This is a genomic window from Pseudorhodoferax sp. Leaf274 (assembly GCF_001422445.1).
In the GTDB taxonomy this organism is placed as follows: Bacteria; Pseudomonadota; Gammaproteobacteria; order Burkholderiales; family Burkholderiaceae_C; genus Pseudorhodoferax.
The window spans coordinates 256,549-282,172 of sequence record NZ_LMNA01000003.1 but is presented as its reverse complement, the minus strand read 5'-3'; the positions used below and the strand labels follow the sequence as shown (position 1 = coordinate 282,172).

The following is a 25,624-nucleotide window of genomic DNA, read 5'->3' as shown; positions in this document are numbered from 1 at the left end:
GGCACCTCAAGGCGCGGGGGCGCCCCAGAGCCGGTCAAGGTCGGTGAAGCCCCAGTCCTCGGGCGATTCGCAGCCCAACACCTTGTCTTCGACGAACGCGCTGGCCAGGTCCAGCTCGTAGGGCTCGATGCGCTTGCGCGCGCGCGGGCTGTAGAACACCTTCACCTTGGGCGCCATCGGCTGGGCGGGGTTCTGCTGCACCACCACAGCCAGCAGCCCCGAATGCAGCCGCAGCAGCGAGCCGACCGGGTAGATGCCCACGGTCCGCACGAAGGCCTGGAACACGTCGGGATCGAAATGGCCGCGCCATTGCGCCATGCGGCGCAGCGCCTCGCCCGGATCCCAGCCCTTGTTGTAGGGCCGCACCGAGGTGATGGCGTCGTAGACATCGCAGACCGCGCCCATCTTCGCCAGCATGCTGATCTTCTCGCCGGCCAGGCCGTGGGGGTAGCCGCTGCCGTCGAACTTCTCGTGGTGGTGCAGGCACACGTCCAGCACCACCGGCCCCGCGCCCGCGATGCCTTGCAGCATGCCGTGGCCCAGCACCGGATGCTGCTTGACGAGCGCGAACTCGGCATCGGTCAGCTTGCCGGGCTTGTTGAGGATGGCCAAAGGCACCTTGGCCTTGCCCAGGTCGTGCAACAGGCCGGCCATGGCGGCGCGCTTGAGCAGGTTGGGGCTCAGGCCCATCTGCCGGCCCAGGGCCACCATGAGCGCGCCCACGGCCATCGAGTGCATGTAGGTGTATTCGTCGTGGTTCTTGAGCCGCACCACGCTGATCAGCGCACCAGGGTTGTCGGCCACCGAGCTGGAGATCTCGTCGACCATCTGCGCACTGGCGCCCAGGTCCACGGCCTGGCCCATGCGGGCCTCGTTGAACATGCGGGCGATCTGCGGCACCGAGCGGCGCACCAGTGCGGCGGCGGCCTCGAACGGGTCTTCGTCCTGGGTGTCGAACAGGCCCAGCGGCGCCGGCATCGTGGCCGCATGCTCCAGCTGGCGTTCGATCTCGGCGTCCACGGCAGCGCGGTCCACGGTTGCCTCGGCCGGCGTCTCGACATCGAGGCCCTTGGCCGTGTCGATCCACAGCTCGCTGACGCCGCCCGAGACGATGCGCTGCAACTCGGCCGGCGTGCGGATCTTGAACCGCGCGCGCCAGAAAGGGTGGTCCATCCACGAGCCGCAGAACTCCTGGACATACATGCCGATGCGCAGCTCGCGCGTGGGGATCTTCTTGATCACCGCTTGTCGTCCTGCACTTGCCTACCTCCCTGACCCTCGATCCGCCCAAGACAGGCGACAAAACCGGTGGACAGCTTTTGTGTCGCGGCCAGTATAGAAGCGGGCATGGCCCGCTCCAACGCCTATCCGGTGGACTGCGGCAGGCGCACCACGGCGTCCAGCCCGAGCACCGCGCCATCGCCGGCGAGGCGGTTGTCCAGCGCGATGTCGCCGTCCAGTGCCTGCACGATCTCGCGGCAGATCGCCAGGCCCAGGCCCGACCCGCGCGCCATGTCGCCGGCCGCGAAAGGCGTGAACAGCCGCTGGCGCAGCTCGGCGGAGATGCCCGGCCCGCCATCGGCCACGCGCAGCAGCGCCCGGCCCGCCTGGGACGCCACCTGTACGTGCAGCGCGGCGCCGGGCGGGCTGTGGCGGATGGCGTTGTGCAGCAGATTGCGGGTGAGCTCCTGCAGCATCCAGCGGTGCGCCTGGACCGGCGTGGGCTGCGCGTCGAGCGAGAAATCCAGGCCCTTGTCGGCCACCAGGGGCGAGACGTCCAGCGCCACCCCGCGCACGGCCTCGGCCAGGTCGAGCAGCTCGAACTCGGGGCGCTGGCGCAACTGCTCCACCTTGGCCAGCGACAGCATCTGGTTGGCCAGGATGGTGGCGCGCTCCAACGTCTGGCCGATCTCGGCCAGCGCCTGCGGCGCGGGCGCATCGCCACGCCGCGCCGATTGCACCTGGATCCTCAGCACAGCCAGCGGTGTGCGCAGCTGGTGGGCCGCGTCGCGCACGAAGCGCTTCTGGTGGTCCAGCAGGTGCTGCAAGCGCGCCATGACGGCGGTCATGGCGTCGACCAGCGGCGCCAGCTCGCGCGGCGTGTCGGCCGCCTGGATCGGCGACAGGTCGTCGACCGCGCGCGCCTGGATCGCCTGACCCAGCTGCCGCACCGGCCGCGTGGCCCGCTGCACCACCAGCACCGTGGCGGCCGCCACCACGGCCAGCAGCAGCAGCTGGCGCCACAGCATGTCCAGCAGCAGCCGGCGCGCCAACGACTCGCGCAGCTCCAGCGTCTCGGCCACCTGCACCACCGCCATGCCGCGCCCGCGTTCGCTGGCCACGGGCTGCAGCAGCACGGCCACGCGCACCGGCCGTTCGCGGAAGCGGTCGTCGTAGAAATCCACCAGCGCGGCATAGGGGGGCCGCGCCGGCAGCGTGCCGCGCCAGAACGGCAGCTCGGCAAAGCCGGAGATCATCTCGCCATCGCTGCGCGACACGCGGTAGTACATGCGGCTCTGGTTGTCGGCCTCGAAGGCTTCCAGCGCCGAGAACGGCACGGTGGCGCGCAGTTCGGCCAGGTCGTCGTAGCCCTGCACGTCCAGCTGCTCGCCGATGGTCTTGGCCGAGGCCAGCAGCGTGCGGTCGTAGGCGGTGGTGGCGGCCGCCAGCGCCTGGCGGTAGACGCTGATGCTGTTGAGCACGATGAACAGCGTCAGCGGCACCAGCAGGCCCAGCAGCAGCCGAAAGCGCAGCGAGGTCCGCGCGGACATCTCAGTCTGGCTTGAGCAGGTAGCCCAGGCCACGCAGCGTGACCAGGCTCGCGCCGCTGCCCGCCAGCTTCTTGCGCAGCCGGTAGGCCACCACCTCGATGGCCTCGGCGTGCACCTCGCCCTCGCCCGGGAACACCAGCGCGAACAGCCGCTCCTTGGCCACGGCGTGGCCGGGCTTGGCCATCAGCGCACGCAGCAATGCGGCCTCGCGCGGGGTCAGCTCCAGCACCTCGCCGCGCAGGTAGACGGCGCCGCTGGCCGGGTCCAGCCGCAGCGCGCCGACCTCGGGCACGGGCTCGTCCGCACCGCCCTGGCGCCGGCGCAGCGCGCGCAGCCGGGCCTCCAGCTCATCGAGGTCGAAGGGCTTGGGCAGGTAGTCGTCGGCACCGGCGTTCAGGCCCAGCACGCGGTCGCCCACGGTGCCGCGCGCGGTCAGCAGCAGCACCGGCGTGCGCAGGCCGGCGGCGCGCGCATCGGCCAGCACCTGCAGGCCGTCGCGGCCGGGCAGGCTGAGGTCCAGCGCCACCACGTCGGGGGCCAGGGCCTGCCACAGCGCCAGGGCCGCCGCACCGTCGCCGCAGACGCGCACGTCGATCTGCTTGCGGCCCAGCGCGCGCTGCAGCGTGGCCTGCATCGCGGGATCGTCTTCGACGAGCAGCAGCTTCATGGTTCTCGGTATTTACCCCAGGCTGGCGGACAGCCAACTGACAGGAGGGCGGCGCATCATAGCCACGCCGTCAGGCTGTGGTCAGCCTGCACCCGATCTGCATTCCTCACCCACACACCAGGAGACTTCCGCATGCGCCGCGACACCTTCCTCAAGTCACTAGCCGCCCTCGCCGCCACCGGCGGCCTGCCATTGCACGCGCTGGCCGCGCCCAACGTCAAGATGCTGATCCCGGCCAACCCCGGCGGCGGCTGGGACATCACCGGCCGCGCGCTGGGCAAGGCGCTGATGGACTCCAAGGCCGCCGACACCGTGAGCTTCGACAACAAGGGCGGCGCCGCCGGCGCGCTGGGCCTGGCCCAGTTCATCAACGGCTCCAAGAACGATGCCAACGCGCTCATGGTGATGGGCGCCGTGATGCTGGGCGGCATCATCACCGGCAAGCCGCCGGTGAACCTGTCGCAGGCCACGCCGATCGCGCGCCTGATCAGCGAATACAACGTGTTCGTGCTGCCGGCCAACTCGCCGTTCAAGACCATGGCCGACGTGGTGGCCCAGCTCAAGAAGGACCCCGGCAGCGTCAAGTGGGGAGGCGGCTCGCGCGGTGCCACCGAGCACATCGCCGCGGCCATGATCGCCAGCCGTGCCGGCGTGGACCCGGCCAAGATCAACTACGTGGCCTTCCGTGGCGGCGGCGAGGCCACGGCCGCCATCCTGGGCGGCAACGTGAGCATCGGCGGCAGCGGCATGAGCGAGTTCGCGCCCTACATTGCCGACGGCAAGATGCGCGCGATCGGCGTCACCTCCGAGCAGCGCCTGCCCGGCGTCAACGTGCCCACGCTCAAGGAACAGGGCATCGACGTGGTGATCGGCAACTGGCGCGGCGTCTATGGCGCGCCGGGCCTCACGGCGCCGCAGCGCAAGGCGCTGACCGACATGGTGCTGACCGCGGTCAAGAGCGCGTCGTGGCAAGAGGCCGTCAAGAAGAACGACTGGACGCCGGCCGTGCTGACCGGGCCCGAGTTCGACAAGTTCGTCGACGACGAATTCGCCTCGCTGCGCGCGATCATGGCCAAGTCCGGAATGGTCTGACCCATGGCGGCAAGCGATCAACGCGGCCCGCAGACGCTGGTCAGCCTGGGCGTCCTGCTGACCGGGCTGGCCATGGGCTGGGGCGCCCTGGGCATCTCCTCGGACGCCGGCTACGGCGGCGTGGGCCCCAATTTCCTGCCCATGCTGTGCGCGGCCGTGCTCACGCTGTGCGGCGTGCTGCTGCTGCTGGAGGCCGGCCGCGGCGGCTTCCGCGACACGGGCGAGGACGCCGACCTGCCGGCACCGTACTGGAGCGGCTTCGTCTGGGTCTCGGCCGGCCTGCTGCTCAACGCCGCGGTGATCGAGCACCTGGGCTTCATCCTGGGCTGCACGCTGTGCTACGTGCTGGCCGTGCAGGGCCTGCGCCGCGCGGGCGGCCAGGCGATCGCGGGCAGCGCGCGCACCTGGGCGACCGACCTCGTCACGGGGCTGCTGATCTCCGCGCCCGTCTACTGGATGTTCACCAAGTTCCTGGCGATCAACCTGCCGGGCCTCACCGACACCGGATGGTTCTGACATGGACATCTTCAACGCATTGATGCAGGGCTTCAGCCAGGCCATCACCGTCAGCAACCTGCTGTGGTGCCTGGTCGGCTGCGCGCTCGGCACGGCCGTCGGCGTGCTGCCCGGCATCGGCCCGGCCGTGGCCGTGGCCATGCTGCTGCCCATCACCGGCAAGGTCGAGGTCACGGCCTCGATGATCTTCTTCGCCGGCATCTACTACGGCGCCATGTATGGCGGCTCCACCACCTCCATCCTGCTCAACACGCCGGGCGAGACCGCCTCCATGGTCACGGCGCTGGAAGGCAACAAGATGGCCAAGAGCGGCCGCGCCGGCGCGGCGCTGGCCACGGCGGCGATCGGCTCGTTCGTGGCCGGCACCATCGCCACCGTCATCGTGACGCTGTTCGCCCCGAGCGTGGCCGAGTTCGCGGTCAAGCTCGGCCCGCCCGAATACTTCATGCTCATGCTGCTGGCCTTCACCACCGTCAGCGCGGTGCTGGGCCAGAGCACGCTGCGCGGCATGACGGCGCTGTTCATCGGCCTGGCGATCGGCTGCGTGGGCCTGGACCAGATCTCGGGGCAGGGCCGCTACGTGGGCAACATCCCAGAACTGCTGGACGGCATCGAGATCGTGCTGGTCGCCGTCGGCCTGTTCGCCGTGGCCGAGGTGCTCTACGCCGTGCTGTACGAGGGCAAGGTGGCCGAGTCGCAGAACAAGCTCAGCCGCGTGCACATGACCGCGCGCGACTGGAAGCGCTCGATCCCGGCCTGGCTGCGCGGCACGGCCATCGGCACGCCGTTCGGCTGCATCCCGGCGGGCGGCACCGAGATCCCGACCTTCCTGTCCTACGCCACCGAGAAGAAGCTGGCCAAGGACCCGGCGAACCGGGCCGAGTTCGGCACCAAGGGCGCCATCGAAGGCGTGGCCGGCCCCGAGGCGGCCAACAACGCCACCGTGACGGCCGCGCTGATCCCGTTGCTGACGCTGGGCATCCCGACCAGCAACACCACGGCCATCCTGCTCGGCGCGTTCCAGAACTACGGCATCCAGCCCGGCCCGCAGCTGTTCACCACCTCGGCCGCGCTGGTCTGGGCGCTGATCGCCTCGCTGTACATCGGCAACATCATGCTGCTGGTGCTGAACCTGCCGCTGGTGGGCCTGTGGGTCAAGCTCTTGAAGATCCCCAAGCCGCAGCTGTACGCCGGCATCCTGATCTTCTCGACCGTGGGCGCCTACGGCATGCGGCAAAGCGCGTTCGACCTGTTCCTGCTGTTCGGCATCGGCCTCTTGGGCGTGGTGATGCGGCGCTATGCCTTCCCGACCGCGCCGGTGGTGGTCGGCATGATCCTGGGCCCGCTGGCCGAGGCGCAGCTGCGCAACGCCGTGTCCATCGGCGAAGGCAGCGCCATGGTGTTCCTGCAGCGGCCCATGTCGCTGGCGCTGCTGGTCGTCGTGCTGGCCGTGCTGGTGCTGCCGCGCGCGGTGCAGTGGATGGGGCGGCGCAAGGCGGGCTGAATCCCCGCCACCGCTGCGGGAAAGCCGGCACGGAGCCCCCTCGCGGGCGTACGCTGCCGGCTTTTCCTTTTGCCAAGGAGCATGCGATGGAGACCAACGAACTGCACCGGGGCCGGCTGATCGACCACATCCAGCTGGTGGTGCGCGATCTCGAAGCCAGCCGCGCGTTCTACACCGCCGTGTTCGCGACGCTGGAGATCCCGCTGGGCGGCGCGGGCGACGACTACTTCTGGGCCGACGAGCTGTTCATCTCGACCGCCAGCAGCGAAGCCGCGCAGGGCCAGCTGACGGGCCGCCACCACCTGGCCTTCCAGGCCAAGGACCGCGCCACCGTGGACGCGTTCCACCAGACCGCGCTGGCCCATGGCGGCCGCGACAACGGCGCACCGGGCGAGCGGCCCTACCACCCGGGCTACTACGGGGCCTTCGTGATCGACCCGGACGGCAACAACATCGAGGCCGTGTTCCACGGCGAGGCGACGCGCAGCGCGCCCTCGGTGCGCGTCACGTTCTAGACAGCCGGCGCGGGTTCACACCTACTTGCATACCGTACCTCAGCGCTGACACTCGCAGGCCGCTGGCGCCGTGCCAGTGCACTGCCGAGGTTTCATGATCCACATCCCTGGGGCGCCCGCGCGGCGCCATCTGCTGCTCGGCCTGGCCTGCAGCGCCGGCCTTTGCCTCGCCATCCCGGCCCTGGCGCAGGACTACCCGAACAAGCCCGTCGAACTCGTGGTCTCGGCCGCCGCCGGGGGCGGCACCGACGCCGTGGCGCGCACCTTCGGCGAGGCCGCACGCACGCACTTCGCGCAGCCCATCGTCGTCGTCAACAAGCCCGGCGCGGCCAGCTCCATCGGCTTCACCGACGTGGCCCAGGCCAAGAAGGACGGCTACAAGATGGGCGTGGTCAGCGTGAACCTGGCGATCCTGCCCGCGCTGAACCTGACCAAGGTGGTTGTGGAGGACTACACCTTCATCGCACGGCTCAACAACGATCCCTCGGCCGTCACGGTCGCGGCCGACGCGCCCTGGAAGAGCATCGAGGAGTTCCTCGCCGCGGCGAAGCAGGCGCCCGAGAAAATCCGCGTGGGCAATGCCGGCACCGGCGACGCCTGGCACGTGGCGGCGCTGGCCCTCGAGGAGAAGACCGGCGCGCGCTTCACGCACATCCCCTACCAGGGCGGCAATCCGGCCGTGCTGAGCCTGCTGGGCGGCCACCTCGACGCGGTGACCGTGAGCCCCGGCGAGGTGGCGCAGCACGTGGCGGCCGGCAAGCTGCGCGTGCTGGCCGTGATGGCCGATGCGCGCATGCCAGGCCTGTTCGCCAACACACCCACGCTCAAGGAGCGCGGCGTGGACCTCACGGTCGGCGCCTGGCGCGGCCTGGCCGTGCCCAAGGGCACGCCCGACGAGGTGGTGGGCAAGCTGCGCACCATGGCGCGGCAGGCGGCCGCCGAGCCGGCCTTCCGCGAGACGTTGGAGCGCAGCAACCTGGGCTATTCGTATGCCGAGGGCGACGTGTTCCTCAAGCAGATCCTGGCCGACCGCGAGATGTTCAAGGGCATCCTGGCCAAGATCGACGTGAAGAAGTAAGGCCCGTCACAACAGCGCCGGGTTGCGTTGCCACAGGTCCCAGTTCAACGCGGCCGCGAACGTGACCCAGGCCAGGTAAGGCACCAGCAGCAGGCCGGCGCTGCGGCGGATGCGCCAGAAGCCGGCCAGCGTGGCGGCCAGCAGCGCCCACAGCAGCAGCACGTCGGCAAACGCCGGCCCGCCCAGGTGCCAGCCGAAGAAGAGCCAGCTCCACAGGCTGTTGGCGGCGAGCTGCGCGAGGAACAGGGCCAGCGGCGCAGACCAGCCGCGCAGGCGCCAGACCTGCCAGGCCGCCACCGCCATCAGGACGAACAGCACGGTCCAGACCGGCCCGAACACGCTGGCGGGCGGCGCCCAGGCCGGCTGGTCGAGCTGCGCATAGAACGATGGCGCGCCGCGCGAGGCGAAAGAACCCAGGGCGGCCACGGCAAAGCACAGCAGCAGCCAGCCCAGCAGTCCCAGCCAGGGGTGCCGGGTGCGCGTCAAGGGAATGAAGGTCGGGGGTGGGGGCAGGGGCATGCCCACATGCTGCCCTGCGCGCACGTGTGCGTCTGTAGGCCGCGCGCGCACGAGGGCGCATGCCGCCGACGCGACAGCGCCTGCCCCGCCGGGTAGCCAAGGTGACACGGCCGCCGAGAAGCGCTGCGCTAGGCTCGCGCCTCACTGTCCAACCCCCGAACGCCCCCATGGATTTCAGCCTCTCCCCCGCCCAGCAGGACCTGCAGGAGCGCACCCGCCGCTTCATCGCCGAAGAGGTCATCCCGCTGGAGAAGGATCCGCGCCAGGACCACCACGGCCCGCACGAGGCGCTGCGCGACGAGCTGGTCGCGCGCGCCAAGCGCGCCGGCCTGCTGACGCCGCATGCGTCGAAAGAGCACGGCGGCCTGGGCCTGTCGCACGTGGACAAGGCCATCGTGTTCGAGGAAGCCGGCTACTCGCCGCTGGGCCCGGTGGCGCTCAACATCCACGCGCCCGACGAAGGCAACGTGCACCTGATGGAAGTGGTGGCCACCGACGCACAGAAGAAGCGCTGGCTGCAGCCGCTGATCGACGGCCACGTGCGCTCGTGCTTCTGCATGACCGAGCCGCCCCCGGGCGCGGGCTCCGACCCGTCGATGATGCAGACCCTGGCCGTGCGCGACGGCGACGACTACGTGATCACCGGCACCAAGTGGTTCATCACGGGCGCCACGGGCGCGGGCTTCGCCATCGTCATGGCGCGCATGGAAGACGGCAGCGCCACCATGTTCCTGGCCGACATGGCCCAGAAAGAGATCGTCATCGAGCGCCAGATCGACGCGCTGGACAGCTGCTTCACGGGCGGCCACGGCGTGGTGCGCTTCGACGGCCTGCGCGTGCCGGCCACCGACGTGCTGGGCGAGCTGGGCCAGGGCTTCCGCTATGCCCAGATCCGCCTGGCGCCCGCACGCCTCACGCACTGCATGCGCTGGCTGGGCCAGGCGCGCCGCGCGCACGATGTGGCCAGCGACTACGCCAAGACGCGCAAGGCCTTCGGCCAGCCGCTCGTGGAGCACGAGGGCGTGGGCTTCATGCTGGCCGACAACGAGATGGACCTGCACAGCGCGCGCCTGGCCATCTGGCACTGCGCCTGGGTGCTGGACCAGGGCCAGAAAGGCCGCCACGAATCCAGCGTGGCCAAGGTGCTGTGCTCGGAGGCCGAGTGGCGCGTGGTCGACCGTTCGGTGCAGATCCTGGGCGCCAGCGGCGTCAGCGACGAGACCATCGTCGCCCGCATCTTCCGCGACATGCGCGCCTTCCGCGTCTACGACGGCCCGAGCGAGGTGCACCGCTGGAGCATGGCCAAGACCATCGCGCGGCGCGGCATCGAGCGGCACTGAGCCGTCAAGGCTGGCGGAACGGCTCGCCCAGCGTCAGCATGAGCCGGTTGGCCCAGGAGAAGAAAGCTACAGCCCCCACCAGGTCCAGCAGCTCCAGCGTGGTCAGGCCGAGCGCCTGCAAGGGCGCCAGTTCGGCGACGCCCAGGCGCGACGGCGTGGCCGCCAGCTGCGCCGCGAAGCGGATCTGCGCCTGCCAGCGCGGCGACTGACCAGCCGCCAGGTCACCGCCCGGCGCCACGGCCAGCAGGGCATCGGCGGCAGCCACCTCGCCCGACAGCTGCGCCGCCTTGCGCGCGTGCACCGAGGCGCAGTAGATGCAGCCATTGACCTTGCTCGTGACGGTGGCCGCCAGCTCGCGCTCAGCGCGCGACAGGCCGCCGTGCGTGTAGAAGATGCCTTTGTCGGTGCGCGTCCGGTGGTCCAGCACCGGCGTGTCCCGCGCCAGCAGCATGAAGTAGTCCGACTGCAGGTGGCCGGCCTTTTGCAACTGTTCGGTCTCGGCCGGCGACAGCGTGGCCGCCGCACGCGGTGCAAGCCAGGGTTCCCAGCCGAGTTCGTCGCGTGTGAATGCGGTGGGCGCGGGCCGGCCGCTCAGCGCGGTCGGCTGTGTGTGCCACACGCCGGCCGGCACAGGCGGCTCGCCGCCGGCCGCGGCGGCCGTATCGGCCAACAGCGCCAAGCCCGCCACGAAACGGCTCTGGAAGCTCACGTACGCGACCACCTGCGACAGCGTCAGGATGGCATCGGCCGACCAGCCGGCCGTCTCGAGTGCGCGCAAGTCGGTGGCCGCGGCGCGCACGGGCTCCACGACCAGCAGGCGCACGTGGCGCAGCGCGGCTGTCCAGCGCGCGTCCTCGGGCGGCGGGCCGCCGGCCTGCGCCAGGCGCTCGCCATAGTGCGCAGACAGCCGGATGTCCGCATGCAGGTCGGCCGTGGCCAGCGCGATGCCAAAGCGTTCCGCATGCGACAGGCGCTGCGTGTCGACACGCTCGAACAGAACCTGCGCGCTGGCCTCGGCGTGCAGGTTCGCGTCGGCGCGCATGGCCAGGGCCTCGGCCAGCGGGCTGCCGGCCGCCACGCCGGCCAGGCGCGCAGCCAGGGTTTCGTGGCTTGGCACGGTGGGATCGGGCATGCTGTTTCTCCTCAAATCGGCGGGGCCGGATGGTCCACGCGGATGCGCGCCCATTCGTCGCCCTGCACTTCCAGTTCGCCATAGGCCTGCACGGCCTGCAGTTGCCGGTCGAAATCGGCCGCGTAGAGCCGCGCCGCGATGCCGCGCGCGAGCCGCTCCGCACCATGGCCGATGCCCGGGATGTCGCCCGTGAGCTTGCCCTGGCTCATGAGCGCGGCGCCCGTGAACAGGTGCACGCGCGCGAGCACGGGGCAGGCCGCCGGATCGCGCGCGACGAGCGAGAAGTCGGCCGCGGTCTCGGGGAAACCGTCGAGCGCAAAGCTGGAGGCATGCACGGGCTGCCGCTCGCTCCACCAGCGCAGGTGCGGCGCGAGCGCGGCCAACTCGGGCCGCAGCGCCAGATCCGTGCGGTAGCCGGTGGCGAACACGAGGTGGTCGAGCGCGTAGGCCGCATGCGGCGTGCGCAGTGCGATGCTGCCGTCGGCCGCCACCGCCAGCGCGCGCACCGGGCTGTTGAAGTGCAGGCGCACGTTGTCGAAACCGGCCACGCGCCGCACCGTGCCCTGGGCCGGCGGCACCTTCTGCGCCTTGAGGAAATCCAGCATGGGCTGGCGCGACGCGGGCGCCAGCGCCGCGAAGCCGTGGTAGTGGCCGGCGTGCGCGAACGCCTTCCAGTAGTTGATGCGGGCGAAGTCCGCGCCGCGCACGAAGACATCCACCGCGGCCGCGCCGGCTTCGAGCGCAGTGGCCGCGGCGTCGAGCGCCGAATCGCCGCCGCCCACGATACCCACGCGCCGGCCGCGCCAGGCACGGAAGTCGATGCGCTCCGAACTGTGCTGCCAACGCGCGCGCGGCAGCGCATCGGCCAGGGCCGGCACGGCCGCGCCGCCCAGGCCGTCCATGCCGGTGGCCAGCACGAGGTGGCGGGCCAGCCGCGGGCGGCGCTCGCTGCCCGACACGGCCGCGAACGCCACGCCGTCGGTCCCGTCGGCTAGCACGGCGCCTTCGATGCCCTCCACCTGCACCCGGTTGGCCACGGGCAAGGCCAGCGCGGCGCGGAACCAATTCAGGTAGTCCTGCCACTGCGCGCGCGGAATGCGGCCCAGTGCCTCCCAGGCGCTTTGGCCGAACGCGGCCTCGTACCAGGCGCGGAAGGTCAGCGAGGGCAGGCCCAGCGCGGGGCCGACCAGGTGCTTGGGCGAGCGGAGCGTCTCCATGCGCGCATGCGCGACCCAGGGGCCTTCCTCGCCGGCCGGGTTGCGGTCGAACACCTGCACGCGCTGGATGCCCAGCAGGCGCAGCGCGGCCGCCGCGGCCAGGCCCGACATGCCGCCGCCGACGATGGCGACGTCGAGCACGGCATCGTCCTCGGCGCGGTGCAGCCAGTCCGGGGCCGGCAGGCAAAGCCGCTCCAGGTCTTCGTGCAGGCGTTGTTCCAGCGCGGCCAGGCCGTCCAGGCTGCGCGCGTTCATGCCGCAGCTCCCAAGGTTCCAACGGAAGGCCAGCCGAATGCAGGCACCGCGGCGCGCCCCGGCACCGCGTCGATCAGGCTGCGCGTGTAGGGGTGCTGCGGCGCGTCCCACAGCGCGTCGTGGCGGCCGCTCTCGACGATGCTGCCTTCGTTCAGCACCATCACGCGGTCGGCGATGTAGCGCACCACCGAGAGGTCGTGCGAGATGAACAGGTACGACAGCCCGAAGGCCTGGCGCAGGTCCACCAGCAGGTTCAGCACCTGGGCCTGCACCGACACGTCGAGCGCGGAGACCGGCTCGTCGCAGACCAGCAGCGCAGGCCGCAGCACCAGCGCGCGGGCGATGCCGATGCGCTGGCGCTGGCCGCCCGAGAACTCGTGCGGGTAACGCTGCAGGCTGTCGGCCGGCAGGCCCACCGCGTCGAGCATGGCCAGCGCGGCCTTGTGGCGTGCGGCGCGGTCCAGGTCGAGGTGCAGGCGCTGCACGGCGTCCAGCATCTCGCCCACAGTCTGGCGCGGGTTCAGCGAGCCATAGGGGTCCTGGAACACCATCTGCGCCTGGCGCCGGAAGGCCTTGAGCCGGCGCTCGGGCAATGCCGTGATGTCTTCGCCCCGGAAGCGCAGCGTGCCGGCGTCCTCGCGCAGCAGGCGCAGCACGATCTTGCCCAGCGTGGACTTGCCCGAACCCGACTGGCCGACCAGGCCCAGCGTCTCGCCCGCGTGCAGGTCGAAGCCCACGCCGCTCAGCGCTGCCACGGGCGCATCGCCGCGGTGGAAGCGCTTGTGCAGCTCGCGCACTTCGAGCAGCGGCGCACCCGTGGCCGCGGGCGGCGGTGCGGGCTGCGGTGCGCGCGCGGTACCGGTCAGCGCGAAGTCGTTGCCGCCGTCGGCGCGTGGCGTCACGCGGATCTCGGCCAGCCGCTCGCGGCTGTAATGGCGCGGCTGGTCCTTGCGCAGGGAGGCGCCCAGCAGGCCGCGCGTGTAGGCGTGCTGCGGCGTGGCGAACAGCGCATCGGCCGTGGCCGACTCCAGCACGCGGCCACCGTGCATGACCAGCACGCGGTCGGCGCGCTCGGCCACCACGCCCAGGTCGTGCGTGATCAGCAAGAGGCCCATGTCCAGCCCGCGCCGCAGCTCGTCGAGCAGCGACAGGATGGTGGCCTGCGTGGTCACGTCCAGCGCCGTGGTCGGCTCGTCGGCGATCAGCAGGCGCGGCCCGCAGGCGATCGCGATCGCGATCATCACGCGCTGGCGCTGGCCGCCCGACAGGTGGTGCGGGTAGTCGTCGAGCACGCGCGCCGTGCCGGGCAGGCGCACCTGGTCCAGCAGTTTCAGTGCGCGGGCGCGGGCCGCGCGGGCGCCCAGCGTCTGGTGTTCACGCAGCACCTCGGTGATCTGCTCGGCGATGGTCAGCACCGGGTTCAGGCTGGTCAGCGGCTCCTGGAACACCATGCCGATGCGGTTGCCCTGCAGGTGGCGCCGTGCGCGCGGCGCCATGGCCACGAGGTCCTGGCCCTCGAAGGTGATGCGGCCCGCGGCGCGTGCGTTCTCGGGCAGCAGCCCGGCCACGGCCAGTGCCGTGGTCGATTTGCCGCAGCCCGATTCGCCGACCAAGGCGACGGTCTCGCCGGCGGCGACCTCGAAGCCCACGCCGTGCAGCAGCGGCTGACCGTCGTAGCGCACCACGAGGTCCTGCACCGAAAGAATGGCGGTCATGCGGAACGCCTCCGCAGACGGGGGTTCAGCGCGTCGTTGAGCCCATCCCCCAGCAGGTTGAACGCCAGCACCACGGTGGCAATCGCCGCCCCCGGCAACGCCGTCAGGAACCAGGCCGAGCCGATGTGTTCGCGGTTGCCGCCAATCATGCCGCCCCAGCTCACGACGTTGGGGTCGCTCATGCCCAGGAAGGACAGGCCGGATTCGGCCAGGATCGCGCTGGCGATCAGGATGGAGGTGGTCACGATCAGCGGCGGCAGCGCGTTGGGCAACACCTCGTGCCAGATGATGTGCAGCGGGCCGAAGCCGCTGGCGCGCGCGGCGAGCACGAAGTCGCTGTCGCGCAGCACGCGGAACTCGGCGCGCACCAGCCGCGCGATCTCGGGCCAGGAGGCCAGGCCGATGGCGGCCTGGATCACGGGCAGCGTGGGCTGGTGGATGGCCACCAGCACGATCACGAGCAGGAAGGCCGGCACGGTCTGGAACAGCTCGGTCACGCGCACCAGAACGTTGTCGGTGCGCCCGCCGAAGTAGCCGCCGACGGCGCCCACCACCACGCCGATGGCCAGGCTGATGCTGGCGGCCGACAGGCCGACCATGAGCGAGGCGCGCGTGCCGTGCACCAGGCCGCTGAACACATCGCGGCCCAGCGAATCGGTGCCGAGCCGGTGCGCGGCGTCGTCGCCGGGCCACTGGAGCGGGATGCCGGCCATGTCGAGCGGGTCGCCGGGCGCGATCACGCCGGCCAGGGCCGCCACCACGGCCGTCAGCACGAGGATGGCGATGCCGGCCAGCGCCAGCGGGTTGCGCAGCAGCGCGGCGAACGCGCGTGCGCCGGGCGAGCGGCCATGCGGGCGCGACGGCACGGCCGCGTGCGGCGAAGAAGCAAGGGAGGACATGCGGGGATGGGAAAAGGGTTACGGTTTCAGCGCGCCTCGATGCGCGGGTCCAGCCACAGCTGCAGCAGGTCCACCAGCACGTTGACCAGCACCACCAGCAGCGAGGACAGCAGGAGGATGCCCAGCAACAGGTTGAAGTCGCGCGTCATCACGGCCTCCAGCGTGAGCCTGCCCAGGCCCGGCCAGCCGAACACGGTCTCGGTCACGGCCGCGCCGCCAAACAGCGCCGCGAAGTGCAGTCCGGCCACGGTGGTGATGGGCATCAGCGCGTTGCGCAGCACGTGGCGGAACACCACGCGCGCGGGCGACAGGCCCTTGGACCGCGCCGTGCGCACGAAGTCCTGCTGGCGCACTTCCAGCATGGCCGCGCGCGTGAGCCGGCCGTACACGGCGATGAAGAAGGTCGACAGCGTGGCCACGGGCAGCACCGCGTAGTGCAGCCGGTCCGCCAGCCAGGCCCAGCCGTGCAGTTCGACGCCGATGGTGGCGAAGCCGTTGGCCGGCAACCAGCCCAGCTTGACCGAGAACAGCAGGATCAGCATGAGGCCGATCCAGAAGCCCGGCGTGGAGTACAGCAGCAGGTTGGCCAGCGACAGCAGCCGGTCCGGCAGCCGCCCGGCCCAGGTGGCCATGGCCGCGCCGACCAGCACGCCCAGCGTGATCGCCAGCAGCAGGCCCGAGATGACGAGGAACAGCGTGTTGGGCAGCCGGCCCAGGATCAGCTCGGTCACGGGCACGTTGTAGCGCGGCGAGACGCCGAGGTTCAGCGTGAGCAGGTGGTGCAGGTGGGCCACGAGGCGCTCGCCGACCGAGCCGACCAGGCCGAACTGCTCGCGCAGCGCCGCCATGCTCTCCAGCGTGGCGCCGCCCGATTCGCCGGCCATCACGTCGACCACGTCGCCCGGCACCATCTGCAGCAGCACGAAGTTCAGCACCAGGATGCCGACCACGGTCGGCAACGCCTGCCACAGCGTGCGGCGCAGCGCGGGCCCGAAGCGGCCCGGCGGCGCCAGGGCGGCCGTGTGCTCAGACATCCTTGAACTGCACGTCGGCGATGTTGCCGCGCAGCCCGGCGGCCGTGAGGTTGAAGCCGTCCACGCGCTTGTTGTAGACCGTCACGTTCTGCGTCTGCACCAGCGCGATGCTCGGGATCTCCTTGACCACGATGGCCTGGAACTGCTTGAACAGATCGGCCCGGCGCGCCGCGTCGGTCTCGATGGCGGCAGCCTCCAGCAGCCGGTCCACCTCGGGGTTCTGGTACTTGTTGGCGTTGGACCATGGCACCTTGGTGTTGAAGCTCTTGGACCAGTAGATGCGCTGCAGGCCCACCGTGGGGTCGAACATGGTGGAGACGCCGCTGACCGTGAAGTCGAACTCGCGGTCGGTGTAGACGCTGCGCACGTAGCTGCCCGGGTCCTGCTCGCGCACGATCACGTTGATGCCCACGCGCGCCAGCGCAGAGCGCACGTAGTGGGCGGTGCGCTTGAAGCCCTCGCCGAAGGGGTTGGCGTGGATGGTCAGCTCGAAGCGGTGGGCACTGCCCTTGCGCGGGTAGCCGGCGGCGTCGAGCAGGCGGTTGGCCTTCTCCACGTCGTAGGGATAGGGGTCGGCCACGTCCAGGTGGAAGCGCGGAAAGCTCGACTTGGACACCGGCGCCACCGTCGGCACGGCATAGCCGTAGAAGGCGATGTTCCTGATCTGCTCGCGGCTGATGGCGTGGGCGATGGCCTGGCGCACCTCGGGCTTCTGGAACACCGGGCGTTCCAGGTTGAACTCGAGCATGGTGATGGTGGCGTTGTCCTCGTAGCCCACGGTGCTGGTGGCCAGGTGCGGGTAGGCACCGAGCTTGGGCACCTCGGACAGCGGGATGGGGCTGGATTCGCCCAGGTCGATGGACTTGTTCTGGAAGCCGTTCAGCCGCGCCGCGATGTCCGGGATGATGCGGAACACCAGCTGCTGCACCTTGGGCTTACCCGGCTGCCAGTAGTCGGGGTTGCGCTCGTAGATGATGTGGCTGCCGCGCTCCCACTGCTTGAAGCGGAACGGGCCGGTGCCGATGGGCGCGGCGTTGAGCGGGTTCTGCACGGCGGTCTCGGCGTCGTAGCGGTGCGAAGGCAGGATCGGCGTCTCGCCGGCCGACAGCGCCAGCAGCAGGTAGGGCGCGGGCTTGGACAGCTTGAGCCGCAGCGTGCGCGCATCCACGGCCTCGGCCGCGGCCAGGTTGGCGAAGGTGGCCGTGCCGCGCGGGTGGTAGCGCTTGGACAGCAGGATGGAGAACGCTGCATCGGCCGCCACGAAGGGCTTGCCGTCGTGCCATTTCACGCCCTCGCGCAGCTTGAACAGGTACTCCAGGCCGTCGGGGCTGACCGTCCAAGAGGTGGCCAGCTGCGGCCGTGGCGTGAGGTCGTGGCTGTATTCCAGCAGGCCTTCGAGCACCTTGGAGCTGACCGTCACGCTGGTGCCCGCGGTGTTGGAGAACGAGACCAGCACGGGCGGTTCGGGGTTCAGCACGGCGGTCAGCGTGCCGTCGGCGGTGCTGGTCTGGGCCATGGCAGAGGAAGCCTCGAGCAGGGCCCAGGCGGGCACGCCGGCCAGCACGGTGGCGGCGGAAGAGGAGCGCAGGAACGCGCGGCGGTTGGGTCTGGTCATGTTGTGGTTCCTGGAAAGGTGTTCTGGACGACCGGCAAAAAGGGTCGGAAAGGATGGCACCGGCGCTGGCTGCGCCCAAGTGCGGAAATCGGATATCGGTATGCGGCGGCCGTTGGTCGCGGCCCGCCTCGGTCACAGCTCAGTCGGGCCGGATGCCCGCCGTGCGCACCACGCCCTGGTAGCGTTCGACGTCGGCCGCCAGCAGGCGGCGCAGGCGCGGGCCCGTGACGGCGGACACCGTGATGCCCTGCGCCGCGAGCACGCTGTGCAGGCCGGGGTCGGCCAGCACGCGGCCGGTGTCGGCAGCTAGGCGTTCGGCCACCGCCGCCGGCGTGCCGGCTGGCGCGAACAGCACCAGGCCGGTGCCCGCGGCGAAGTCCTTGTAGCGGCTCGCCACCGTGGGCACGCCGGGCAGCAGCGGATGCTCGGCCTGGCCGCCCACGGCCAGCGCCACCAGGCGCCCGGCCTGGATCTGCGGGCGTGCCACGCCGATGGCGATGAACATCAGGTCTACATCGCCGGCCACCACGCCGGCCAAGCCGGCCGGCCCGCCGCCGTAGGGAATGTGCGTGAGGTGGATGCCGGCCTTCTGCTTGAGCAGCTCGGCGGCGAAATGCTGCGGGCTGCCGTTGCCGGCCGAGGCGTAGTTGTACCTGCCAGGGCTCTTGCGGGCGGCCTCGACCAGATCGGCCAGGGTCTTGAATCCGGTGCGCGGATGGGCGACGAGCACGAACTCGAGTTCGGCCAGCGCGGCGATCGGCAGCAGGTCGCGCTGCGGCGCGTAGGGCAGCGCCACGCCCAACGCCGGCAGGATGGAGATGGGGCCTTCGCCCGCAGCCAGCAGCGTGTAGCCGTCCGCAGGCGCGCGCGCCACCTGGTCGGCGCCGACGATGCCGCCGCCGCCGGGGCGGTTGTCGATCACGACGGGCTGCTTCCACGCGTCGGACAGACGCTGCGCCACCTGCCGCGCGATCACGTCCAGCGCGCTGCCCGGGTTGTTGTGCACCACCAGATGGACCGGCTTGGCCGGAAATCCCTGCGCAGCGGCGGCGACGGCGCCGGTGGCCAGGGCGATGGCGCACAGCGCGCGCGTCAGGACAGAAAACGACATGGAAGGGTGGGCGAAGACGAAGCGGACGCGCATTCTGGGCGCCCGGCCTCGCCGAACCAACGAACCAATCGCAGTTAGCTTATGCGGGGCCGCCAGCACGCGAAGCCGCCACCGCGCCGCACATGCGCCTGCGCCGGCGGCCGCATGGCCGGCCCTGCGCCCAGTCGGACAGCCGGGCCCGCCAACGTCGCGCCGCACAGCGCGCCCCGTCCTACAGCCGGAGCCTGCGCGATCGCCAGAATGAATCCATGGCGCGACAGCCCGCCGCGCACCACTGGAGGACACCATGCGAACCAACGCTTTTTTCCCCGTGCTGTTCGCGGCCATGGCCGGCCTGGGTGGCGCCGCGGTCCAGGCGCAGGATCTCGTCGTCAACGAAGGCCGCGATTCGATCCGCTTCACCGATGCCGCCTGCAACAGCGAGGCAGTGCTCCGGCGCATCGAGCCGGGCGAGCGCTCGCTGTTCCGCACCGCTTCGGCCACGCTGCAGGGCCAGCGCTACACCGCCTGCTGGAGCGTGGTGTCCACCGCCGTCTACCTGGTCTACGAAGACGGCGACCAGGGCCTGGTGCCGGTGGCCAAGCTCAAGGTGCCGGTCGACATCTGATGCCCGCCAGCGGAGGAAACATCCGCTTGCAAATAGGCTGCCCCGCCGTTCACGGCGTTGTCATGATGGCTGCGGAGACTCGCCCCCGCCCGACAACAAGGAACAACGATGCAGCCTGTGAACGCCCCTTTCATCCTGCGGCCGGTGGCGGCCATGCTGGCCGCCTGTGCGCTGCTCGCCGCATGCGGCGGCGACGGTGACGACTACCCCACCCTGAACGGCGAGCGGCCGCTGGTGGTGGGCCACCGCGGCGCCAGCGGCTACCGGCCCGAACACACGCTGGCCTCCTACCAGCTGGCCATCGACATGGGCGCGGACTTCATCGAGCCCGACCTCGTGGCCACCAAGGACGGCGTTCTCGTCGCGCGCCACGAGCCCAACATCACCAACACCACCGACGTTTCCACGCGCGCCGAGTTCGCCAACCGCAAGACCACCAAGGTGGTGGACGGCGTGTCCGAGGAAGGCTGGTTCGCCTCCGACTTCACGCTGGCAGAACTCAAGACCCTGTTCGCCAAGCAGGCCAACGCCGCGCGCGACCAGAGCTACAACCAGCAGTTCCGCATCCCGACGCTGCAGGAGGTGCTGGACCTCGCCAAGTCGGAAAGCACGCGGCTCGGCCGCACCATCGGCGTGATCCCCGAGACCAAGCACCCGACCTTCCACGTGAACCTGGGCCTGAAGCTGGAAGACCGCCTGCTCGACATCCTGGCCGGCTACGGCTACACGCAGAAGAGTTCGCCCGTGGTGGTGCAGTCCTTCGAGGTCTCCAACCTCAAGTACCTGCGCAGCAAGAGCCAGATCCGCCTGGTGCAGCTGATCGACGGCGACTCCGTGAACAAGGACGGCGTGATGCAGCTGGTCGCGCCCTACGACAAGCCCTATGACTTCGCCGTGGCCGGCGACCCGCGCACGTTCGCCAGCCTGCTGACGCCAGAGGGCCTGCGCGAGATCAAGACCTACGCCGACATCATCGGCCCCTGGAAGCCCTACCTGATCCCCACGAAGCAGGTCGACGCCAACAACGACGGGCAGCCCGACGACCTCAACGGCGACGGCAAGATCGACGAGCGCGACCGCGTGGTGATGCCGGCCACCAGCGTCATCAAGGACGCCCACGCGGCCGGCCTGATGGTGGTGCCCTACACCTTCCGCAACGAGCTGGCCGGCCTGCCCTCGGACGACAAGGGCGACCCCGTCAACGAGTACAAGCGCTTCTACGCCGCCGGCGTGGACGGCCTGTTCAGCGACTTCCCGGACACGGCCGTCAAGGCCCGCTGAGCGCGCGGCTTCAGCTTCGCCTCATCCGCAGGGTGTAGCCTCGCGCCTGTGCGCATCCTGCTCCTCGAAGACGACCCCTCGCTCGGCAGTTCGCTGCAGTCCTGGTTGCAGCTGGACGGCTACGCCGTGGACTGGCTGCAGCGCGGCGACCAGGCCGCCGCCGCGCTGGCCACGCACGACTACCAGTGCGTGCTGCTCGACCGCGGCCTGCCCGGCCTGGATGGCGACGCCGTGCTGGCCGCGCTGCGCCAGCGTGGCGCGCTGGTGCCGGTGATCGTGATCACCGCGCGCGACACCTTGCCGGACCGCGTGCAGGGCCTGGACCTGGGCGCCGACGACTACCTGGTCAAGCCCTTCGACCTGGAGGAACTCTCGGCGCGCATCCGCGCGCTGCTGCGCCGCGAGGCACGCCAGGGATCGACGGAACTGCGCCACGGCGCCGTGGTGCTGGACACCGCGGCCAAGCGCGTGCTGCTGGACGGCGCGCCGCTGGCGCTGACCGCACGCGAGTTCGCCGTGCTGCGCGCGCTGATGCGCCGGCCCGGCCAGATCCTCTCGCGCGCACAACTCGAAGAGGCGCTGTACGGCTGGGGCGAGGAGGTGGAGAGCAACACCATCGAGGTGCACATCTACAACCTGCGCAAGAAGCTGGGCAGCGGCTTCATCGCCACCGTGCGCAACCAGGGCTACGGGCTGGCCGCGCCGTGAGCGCCGCCCGGCCGCCCGCAGGCGCAGGCGGAGACACAACAGTGGCCACAGGCTACTCGCTGCGGCGCCGGCTGCTGGCCTGGGTGCTGGGCGCCAGCGTCGCGGCCTGGCTGGTCGGGCTGGCCATCGTGGTCGGCGTGGCCTGGCACGAGTCCAGCGAGGTGTTCGACGAAGCCATGGAGGAAACCGCCCGCCTGGCCCTGGCGCTGGGCGCCGACACGCAGGGCGCGGGCACGACCGCGCGCGCCGGTGCCGCGCTCGCGGGCGAGAGCCGGCTCAAGCTCTACCACCAGCTCGTCGGCGCCGACGGCCGCGTGCGCAGCCGCGCCGAAGACGCCCCCGCCCAGCCCTTCGTGCGCGGCGACGCGCGCCGCGATTTCCACGACAACGTCTGGATCGACGGGGCCTACTGGCGCGTCTACGTCGAGCGCGACGCGCGCAGCGGCCTCACGGCCCAGGTCGGCCAGCCCTGGAAGGAACGGCTGGACCTGCTGGAGGAAATGGCCGAGAAGCTGGCCTGGCCGGCACTGGCGCTGCTGCTGCTGCTGGGCACTGTCTGCTGGCTGGCGATCCGGCGCCAGCTGGCGCCGCTGGAGCGCACGGCCGCCGGCATCGCAGCCAAGTCGCCGCACGACCTCTCGCCCGTGGCCGATGCAGGCCAGCCGCGCGAACTGCGGCCCATGCTCGACGCACTGAATGCGCTGCTGGGCCGGCTGGGCACGGCCATGGAATCGGAGCGCCGCTTCACGGCCGACGCCGCGCACGAACTGCGCACGCCGCTGGCCGCGCTGCGCATGCGGGTGCAGTTGCTCGAACGCCAGCAGGCCGCCCCCGCAGAGCCGCTGCGCGCGCTGCGCGAGGACGTGGACCGCTGCACGGCGCTGGTGGAAAGCCTGCTCGCGCTGGCCCGGCTCGACCCCGACAACGCCGCGCCGGCGCGCCAGGCCGTGGACCTGGCGGCGCTGTTCGACGGGCTGGACCGCGGCGCCGCGCAGGCCCGTGGCATCACCGTCACGCAGGCCGTGGAGGCCGCCGCGCTGCAGGCCGAGCCGGCCCTGCTGGCCAGCGCACTGCGCGGCCTGCTCGACAACGCCGTGCGCTATGGCCGCCCTGGCGGGCGCGTGCACCTGAGCGCCGCACCACGGCCGGACGGCGGCGTGCGCCTGGGGGTGCAGGACGATGGCCCCGGCGTGGCCCCGGCCGACCGCGCACGCCTGGGCGAGCGCTTCTTCCGCGTGCTGGGCACGGGCCAGCAAGGCAACGGCCTGGGCCTGTCCATCGTCGCGCGCATCGCGGCGCTGCACGGCGCCAGGCTGCACTTCGGCGATGGGCTGGACGGACGCGGGCTCGGGGTGCTGCTGGACTTTCCGGCGGCTCAGGGCAACAACGCGTAGCGGTACCGCGCGGGTGCGTCCTCGGTCGCGGCGAAGCGGTAGGGCAGCACGAGATCCTGCGGCAGCGCCGGCAGGTCCGTCAGCTGCTCCACCCACAGCAGCGGACGCTCCGGCGGCAGGCCGGACACGCCGTCGTCGACCTCGACGTGCGCCCGCGGGAACTGCACCCGCAGCGCACCGGCCAGCGTGCGGTCGGCCGACAGGATGGTCCCGCCGCCCGCGTAGCCGCGCGAGCGCAGCGTCTGGGCCAGCTCGCGCACGGGCTGGTTCAGTTCGTCAGGCTTGTCGCGCAGCGCGTTGTAGGGCACGCGCGCCGTCAGCAGCACCAGCACCAGCACCGCCACCGTGGCCAGCACCCGGCGCAGGCGCGGCAGGCGGGCGTGCCGCGCCAGTTCCGGCGCGCAGCCGAAGAAGGCCACCGGCAGCAGGAACAGGAAGGGCATCATCCAGCGGTCCTTGAAGCGCGTGACCTCGCCCAAGACCATCATCGCCAGGAACAGCAGGCCCAGCACGGCGAAGTAGCGCCGCCACAGCGCCTGCAGGTGGATGCCGCCATCGGCCGGCGTGGCATCCGGCCGCCACCAGCGCGACCAGGCGCGCACGGCATCGCGGCCGAACAGCAGGCCCATCGCCAGGGCCCAGGGACCGGCGAAGGCCAGCACCGCCAGCACCAGGCTGGACAGGCCCAGCCACAGCCCGTGGACGAAGCCGACCGGCACCTTGCCCGTCAGCTTGCCGGCGGTGGATTCGACCGCCAGGCCCCAGTTCTGCAGCACCCACAGGCCGTGCGGCAGCACCATCAGCACCGCCAAGGCCACGGCCACCAGCGTCCAGCGGCTGAGCAGCACCGCACGCGTGTCGCGCCCGGCCAGCAGGGCCAGCAGCAGCACCGCCAGGAAGCCCGCATAGCTGTACTTGGACAGCAGGCCCAGGCCCGCGACCAGGCCCGTCAGCAGGTACAGCCCCGGCCGCGGTCGGCGCAGCAGCGCCAGCACCACCGCCAGCGTGGCCGCGGACATGGTGGTCAGCAGCACCGAGTGCGTGAGGTCGCGCGAGGCCTCCCAGCCGATCTGCGGCAGCAGCAGCATGGTGGCGGCGGCCAGCGCCGCCAGGCCCGCCGGCATCAGCATGCGGCCGGCCAGGAAGACGCAGACGTAGGCCGACGCCAGCAGCGCGTTCTTGAGCAGCGACAGCGTGAACACCGACACGCCCAGCAGCTGGAAGACCACCCATTGCAGCCAGGTGTACAGCGGGGGCTGGGCGCCGTAGCCCCACTGCAGGTGCTGCGTCCACAGCGCCTGCTCGGCCTCGTCGAGCTCGAGTGCCGGCGACACCAGCACGCGGCCCAGCACGTGCGCCGCGAAGTAAAGCAGCAGCCAGCCCCAGCCCGGCATGGCCGTTGCAGGGACAATGGGGGGGCGCGCAAGCGCAGTGGGTGTGGCGGCCATCGTGAGGGTTCGGATTCGCGCGCGATCATAGCGGCGATCCCCGGGCCCGCCGCTGCAGGTCCACGGTGCGGCCGGCCACGGCTTCGGCACCCGCCACGCCCTCCCCAGAATGCAGTCCCCCTCACCTATGCCCACCGCCATCCTTCCCGACCCCCTGCTCCTGCAACCGGCCGCCGCGCCACAGCCGCCGGAGGTCTCCGTCGTCGTGCCCATGTTCAACGAGGTCGAGAGCCTGGCGGACCTGGTGGCACGGGTGGGCGAGGCCATGCAGGCCAGCGGCCGCAGCTTCGAGCTGATCGCGGTCGACGACGGCTCGCGCGACGGCTCGCCCGCGCTGCTGCGCACGCTCGCGAAGGAGCGCCCCTGGCTGCGCCCCGTCTGCCTGGCACGCAACTACGGCCAGTCCTGCGCACTGCAGGCCGGCTTCGACCGCGTGCGTGGCCGCTATGTCGTGACCCTGGACGCAGACCTGCAGAACGACCCGCTCGACATTCCCGCGCTGCTGGACCGGCTGGACGCCGAGCCGGAGCTCGATGCGCTGTCCGGCTGGCGCCAGCAGCGCCAGGACAAGGCCCTGTCGCGCCGCCTGCCCTCCATGCTGGCCAACCGGCTGATCTCGCGCACCACCGGCCTGCAGCTGCACGACTACGGCTGCGCATTGAAGGCCTACCGCCGCCCCATCATCGACCGCATCCGGCTGTACGGCGAGCTGCACCGCTTCATGCCGCTGCTGGCGCACGACGCCGGCGCGCGCATCGCCGAAGTGCCGGTGCGCCACCATGCGCGCGCCAAGGGCCAGTCCAAGTACGGCATCGACCGCACCTTCCGCGTCGTGCTCGACCTCGTGCTGGTGCTGTTCTTCCTGCGATACCGCCAGCGTCCGCTGCACGCCTTCGGCGGCCTGGGCCTGTGGCTGGCCACGCCGGGCGTGCTGATCCTGGCCTGGCTGTTCGTGCAGAAGCTGGCCGGCGAAGCCATCGCCGGCCGGCCGCTGCTGCTGGCCGGCGTGATGCTGGTGCTGGTGGGCCTGCAGCTCATCGTGGCCGGGCTGATCGGCGAGGTCATGATGCGCATCTACTACGAAGGCGGGGGCGGCCGGCAGTACCACCTGCGCGAAGAACCCGAAGCGACCTGAGAAGCTGTGAACGGATCTCTCACGACCACGCGAGGCCCCATGAAGGCCCGCCTTGATGGCCAGCGTTGCGC

General features: G+C 71.3%; 23 protein-coding genes. 11 read left to right on the top strand and 12 right to left on the bottom strand.

The genetic code is table 11. From position 1 onward, the window contains the following. Window positions 1-6 precede the first annotated feature (6 nt). From ASF44_RS08125 to ASF44_RS08115, 3 genes are all read right to left on the bottom strand, one after another. Window positions 7-1,242: an HD-GYP domain-containing protein gene (locus tag ASF44_RS08125; RefSeq protein WP_056898697.1), complete on the bottom strand. Its 1,236-nt coding sequence runs from the start codon at window positions 1,240-1,242 to the stop codon at window positions 7-9. A 122-nt stretch (window positions 1,243-1,364) separates the two neighbouring features. Further along, window positions 1,365-2,771: a sensor histidine kinase gene (locus ASF44_RS08120; protein ID WP_056898696.1), complete on the bottom strand. Its 1,407-nt coding sequence runs from the start codon at window positions 2,769-2,771 to the stop codon at window positions 1,365-1,367. 1 nt (window position 2,772) lies between these two features. Next, window positions 2,773-3,438: a response regulator transcription factor gene (locus ASF44_RS08115; RefSeq protein ID WP_056898695.1), complete on the bottom strand. Its 666-nt coding sequence runs from the start codon at window positions 3,436-3,438 to the stop codon at window positions 2,773-2,775. 132 nt (window positions 3,439-3,570) lie between these two features. Here ASF44_RS08115 and ASF44_RS08110 point away from each other — a divergent pair, with 132 nt between their 5' ends. The 5 genes from ASF44_RS08110 (at window position 3,571) to ASF44_RS08090 (ending at window position 8,143) form a co-directional block, all read left to right on the top strand. Next, on the top strand, window positions 3,571-4,530 hold the full coding sequence (locus tag ASF44_RS08110; RefSeq protein WP_056898694.1) for a tripartite tricarboxylate transporter substrate binding protein: 960 nt from the start codon (window positions 3,571-3,573) through the stop codon (window positions 4,528-4,530). Between the two features lie 3 nt (window positions 4,531-4,533). Continuing rightward, on the top strand, window positions 4,534-5,046 hold the full coding sequence (locus ASF44_RS08105; protein WP_056898693.1) for a tripartite tricarboxylate transporter TctB family protein: 513 nt from the start codon (window positions 4,534-4,536) through the stop codon (window positions 5,044-5,046). Window position 5,047: 1 nt separating this feature from the next. After that, complete coding sequence (locus ASF44_RS08100; RefSeq protein WP_056898692.1) at window positions 5,048-6,550, top strand: tripartite tricarboxylate transporter permease; 1,503 nt, start codon at window positions 5,048-5,050, stop codon at window positions 6,548-6,550. Between the two features lie 86 nt (window positions 6,551-6,636). Continuing rightward, complete coding sequence (locus ASF44_RS08095) at window positions 6,637-7,065, top strand: VOC family protein (RefSeq protein WP_056898691.1); 429 nt, start codon at window positions 6,637-6,639, stop codon at window positions 7,063-7,065. Between the two features lie 94 nt (window positions 7,066-7,159). Then, window positions 7,160-8,143: a tripartite tricarboxylate transporter substrate binding protein gene (locus ASF44_RS08090; protein ID WP_056898690.1), complete on the top strand. Its 984-nt coding sequence runs from the start codon at window positions 7,160-7,162 to the stop codon at window positions 8,141-8,143. 6 nt (window positions 8,144-8,149) lie between these two features. Here the strand turns inward: ASF44_RS08090 and ASF44_RS08085 are convergent, their stop codons facing one another. Then, window positions 8,150-8,662, bottom strand: a complete 513-nt coding sequence (locus ASF44_RS08085; RefSeq protein ID WP_056898746.1) for a TspO/MBR family protein — start codon at window positions 8,660-8,662, stop codon at window positions 8,150-8,152. Between the two features lie 167 nt (window positions 8,663-8,829). Here ASF44_RS08085 and ASF44_RS08080 point away from each other — a divergent pair, with 167 nt between their 5' ends. After that, window positions 8,830-10,002: an acyl-CoA dehydrogenase family protein gene (locus ASF44_RS08080; protein WP_056898689.1), complete on the top strand. Its 1,173-nt coding sequence runs from the start codon at window positions 8,830-8,832 to the stop codon at window positions 10,000-10,002. 4 nt (window positions 10,003-10,006) lie between these two features. On the opposite strand, the gene ASF44_RS08075 is transcribed toward ASF44_RS08080, so the two are convergent. The 7 genes from ASF44_RS08075 to ASF44_RS08045 form a co-directional block, all read right to left on the bottom strand. Next, a complete protein-coding gene (locus tag ASF44_RS08075) occupies window positions 10,007-11,134 on the bottom strand; it encodes an alkylhydroperoxidase domain protein (RefSeq protein WP_056898688.1) in 1,128 nt (375 codons plus the stop codon). An 11-nt stretch (window positions 11,135-11,145) separates the two neighbouring features. After that, window positions 11,146-12,606, bottom strand: coding sequence for an FAD/NAD(P)-binding protein (locus ASF44_RS08070; protein WP_056898687.1), 1,461 nt, complete (start codon window positions 12,604-12,606; stop codon window positions 11,146-11,148). Then, window positions 12,603-14,321: an ABC transporter ATP-binding protein gene (locus ASF44_RS08065; RefSeq protein ID WP_056898686.1), complete on the bottom strand. Its 1,719-nt coding sequence runs from the start codon at window positions 14,319-14,321 to the stop codon at window positions 12,603-12,605. The genes ASF44_RS08070 and ASF44_RS08065 overlap by 4 nt, the downstream gene beginning before the upstream one ends. Continuing rightward, on the bottom strand, window positions 14,318-15,220 hold the full coding sequence (locus tag ASF44_RS08060) for an ABC transporter permease (RefSeq protein ID WP_056898685.1): 903 nt from the start codon (window positions 15,218-15,220) through the stop codon (window positions 14,318-14,320). Before ASF44_RS08060 ends, ASF44_RS08065 begins: the two co-directional genes overlap by 4 nt. A 26-nt stretch (window positions 15,221-15,246) precedes the next feature. Beyond that, entirely contained in the window at window positions 15,247-16,254 is a 1,008-nt protein-coding gene (locus ASF44_RS08055; protein WP_056898684.1) for an ABC transporter permease, read from the bottom strand. Then, window positions 16,247-17,869: an ABC transporter substrate-binding protein gene (locus ASF44_RS08050; protein WP_056898683.1), complete on the bottom strand. Its 1,623-nt coding sequence runs from the start codon at window positions 17,867-17,869 to the stop codon at window positions 16,247-16,249. The genes ASF44_RS08055 and ASF44_RS08050 overlap by 8 nt, the downstream gene beginning before the upstream one ends. A gap of 139 nt (window positions 17,870-18,008) precedes the next feature. Continuing rightward, a complete protein-coding gene (locus ASF44_RS08045; RefSeq protein ID WP_056898682.1) occupies window positions 18,009-18,980 on the bottom strand; it encodes a tripartite tricarboxylate transporter substrate binding protein in 972 nt (323 codons plus the stop codon). A 286-nt stretch (window positions 18,981-19,266) separates the two neighbouring features. On the opposite strand from ASF44_RS08045, the gene ASF44_RS32310 reads away from it, so the two are divergent. The 4 genes from ASF44_RS32310 to ASF44_RS08025 all read left to right on the top strand — a co-directional run bounded on the left by ASF44_RS32310 (window position 19,267) and on the right by ASF44_RS08025 (window position 22,970). After that, on the top strand, window positions 19,267-19,587 hold the full coding sequence (locus tag ASF44_RS32310) for a hypothetical protein (RefSeq protein WP_056898681.1): 321 nt from the start codon (window positions 19,267-19,269) through the stop codon (window positions 19,585-19,587). Between the two features lie 108 nt (window positions 19,588-19,695). Then, window positions 19,696-20,868 carry a glycerophosphodiester phosphodiesterase gene (locus tag ASF44_RS08035; protein WP_056898680.1) on the top strand — a complete coding sequence of 391 codons (1,173 nt, stop codon included), beginning with the start codon at window positions 19,696-19,698 and terminating at the stop codon, window positions 20,866-20,868. Window positions 20,869-20,916: 48 nt separating this feature from the next. Next, window positions 20,917-21,576 (top strand): response regulator transcription factor, encoded by a 660-nt coding sequence (locus tag ASF44_RS08030; RefSeq protein ID WP_056898679.1) that lies wholly within the window; start codon window positions 20,917-20,919, stop codon window positions 21,574-21,576. A 41-nt stretch (window positions 21,577-21,617) separates the two neighbouring features. Beyond that, a complete protein-coding gene (locus ASF44_RS08025) occupies window positions 21,618-22,970 on the top strand; it encodes an ATP-binding protein (RefSeq protein WP_056898678.1) in 1,353 nt (450 codons plus the stop codon). Here the strand turns inward: ASF44_RS08025 and ASF44_RS08020 are convergent. Beyond that, window positions 22,952-24,364, bottom strand: a complete 1,413-nt coding sequence (locus ASF44_RS08020; RefSeq protein ID WP_056898677.1) for a glycosyltransferase family 39 protein — start codon at window positions 24,362-24,364, stop codon at window positions 22,952-22,954. The genes ASF44_RS08025 and ASF44_RS08020 overlap by 19 nt on opposite strands. A gap of 181 nt (window positions 24,365-24,545) precedes the next feature. Between ASF44_RS08020 and ASF44_RS08015 the strand changes: the two genes are divergently transcribed. Beyond that, the gene (locus ASF44_RS08015; RefSeq protein ID WP_056898676.1) at window positions 24,546-25,553 is read left to right on the top strand and encodes a glycosyltransferase family 2 protein; all 1,008 of its coding nucleotides are present in this window, start codon (window positions 24,546-24,548) and stop codon (window positions 25,551-25,553) included. Window positions 25,554-25,624: the final 71 nt, after the last annotated feature.

Bases quoted from the DNA above. Each gene is read 5' to 3' on its own strand.
- ASF44_RS08120 (WP_056898696.1), bottom strand. From the start codon at position 2,771: ATGTCCGCGCGGACCTCGCTGCGCTTTCGGCTGCTGCTGGGCCTGCTG.
- ASF44_RS08115 (WP_056898695.1), bottom strand. From the start codon at position 3,438: ATGAAGCTGCTGCTCGTCGAAGACGATCCCGCGATGCAGGCCACGCTG.
- ASF44_RS08110 (WP_056898694.1), top strand. From the start codon at position 3,571: ATGCGCCGCGACACCTTCCTCAAGTCACTAGCCGCCCTCGCCGCCACC.
- ASF44_RS08105 (WP_056898693.1), top strand. From the start codon at position 4,534: ATGGCGGCAAGCGATCAACGCGGCCCGCAGACGCTGGTCAGCCTGGGC.
- ASF44_RS08100 (WP_056898692.1), top strand. From the start codon at position 5,048: ATGGACATCTTCAACGCATTGATGCAGGGCTTCAGCCAGGCCATCACC.
- ASF44_RS08095 (WP_056898691.1), top strand. From the start codon at position 6,637: ATGGAGACCAACGAACTGCACCGGGGCCGGCTGATCGACCACATCCAG.
- ASF44_RS08090 (WP_056898690.1), top strand. From the start codon at position 7,160: ATGATCCACATCCCTGGGGCGCCCGCGCGGCGCCATCTGCTGCTCGGC.
- ASF44_RS08085 (WP_056898746.1), bottom strand. From the start codon at position 8,662: ATGCCCCTGCCCCCACCCCCGACCTTCATTCCCTTGACGCGCACCCGG.
- ASF44_RS08080 (WP_056898689.1), top strand. From the start codon at position 8,830: ATGGATTTCAGCCTCTCCCCCGCCCAGCAGGACCTGCAGGAGCGCACC.
- ASF44_RS08075 (WP_056898688.1), bottom strand. From the start codon at position 11,134: ATGCCCGATCCCACCGTGCCAAGCCACGAAACCCTGGCTGCGCGCCTG.
- ASF44_RS08070 (WP_056898687.1), bottom strand. From the start codon at position 12,606: ATGAACGCGCGCAGCCTGGACGGCCTGGCCGCGCTGGAACAACGCCTG.
- ASF44_RS08065 (WP_056898686.1), bottom strand. From the start codon at position 14,321: ATGACCGCCATTCTTTCGGTGCAGGACCTCGTGGTGCGCTACGACGGT.
- ASF44_RS08060 (WP_056898685.1), bottom strand. From the start codon at position 15,220: ATGTCCTCCCTTGCTTCTTCGCCGCACGCGGCCGTGCCGTCGCGCCCG.
- ASF44_RS08055 (WP_056898684.1), bottom strand. From the start codon at position 16,254: ATGTCTGAGCACACGGCCGCCCTGGCGCCGCCGGGCCGCTTCGGGCCC.
- ASF44_RS08050 (WP_056898683.1), bottom strand. From the start codon at position 17,869: ATGACCAGACCCAACCGCCGCGCGTTCCTGCGCTCCTCTTCCGCCGCC.
- ASF44_RS08045 (WP_056898682.1), bottom strand. From the start codon at position 18,980: ATGTCGTTTTCTGTCCTGACGCGCGCGCTGTGCGCCATCGCCCTGGCC.
- ASF44_RS32310 (WP_056898681.1), top strand. From the start codon at position 19,267: ATGCGAACCAACGCTTTTTTCCCCGTGCTGTTCGCGGCCATGGCCGGC.
- ASF44_RS08035 (WP_056898680.1), top strand. From the start codon at position 19,696: ATGCAGCCTGTGAACGCCCCTTTCATCCTGCGGCCGGTGGCGGCCATG.
- ASF44_RS08020 (WP_056898677.1), bottom strand. From the start codon at position 24,364: ATGCCGGGCTGGGGCTGGCTGCTGCTTTACTTCGCGGCGCACGTGCTG.
- ASF44_RS08015 (WP_056898676.1), top strand. From the start codon at position 24,546: ATGCCCACCGCCATCCTTCCCGACCCCCTGCTCCTGCAACCGGCCGCC.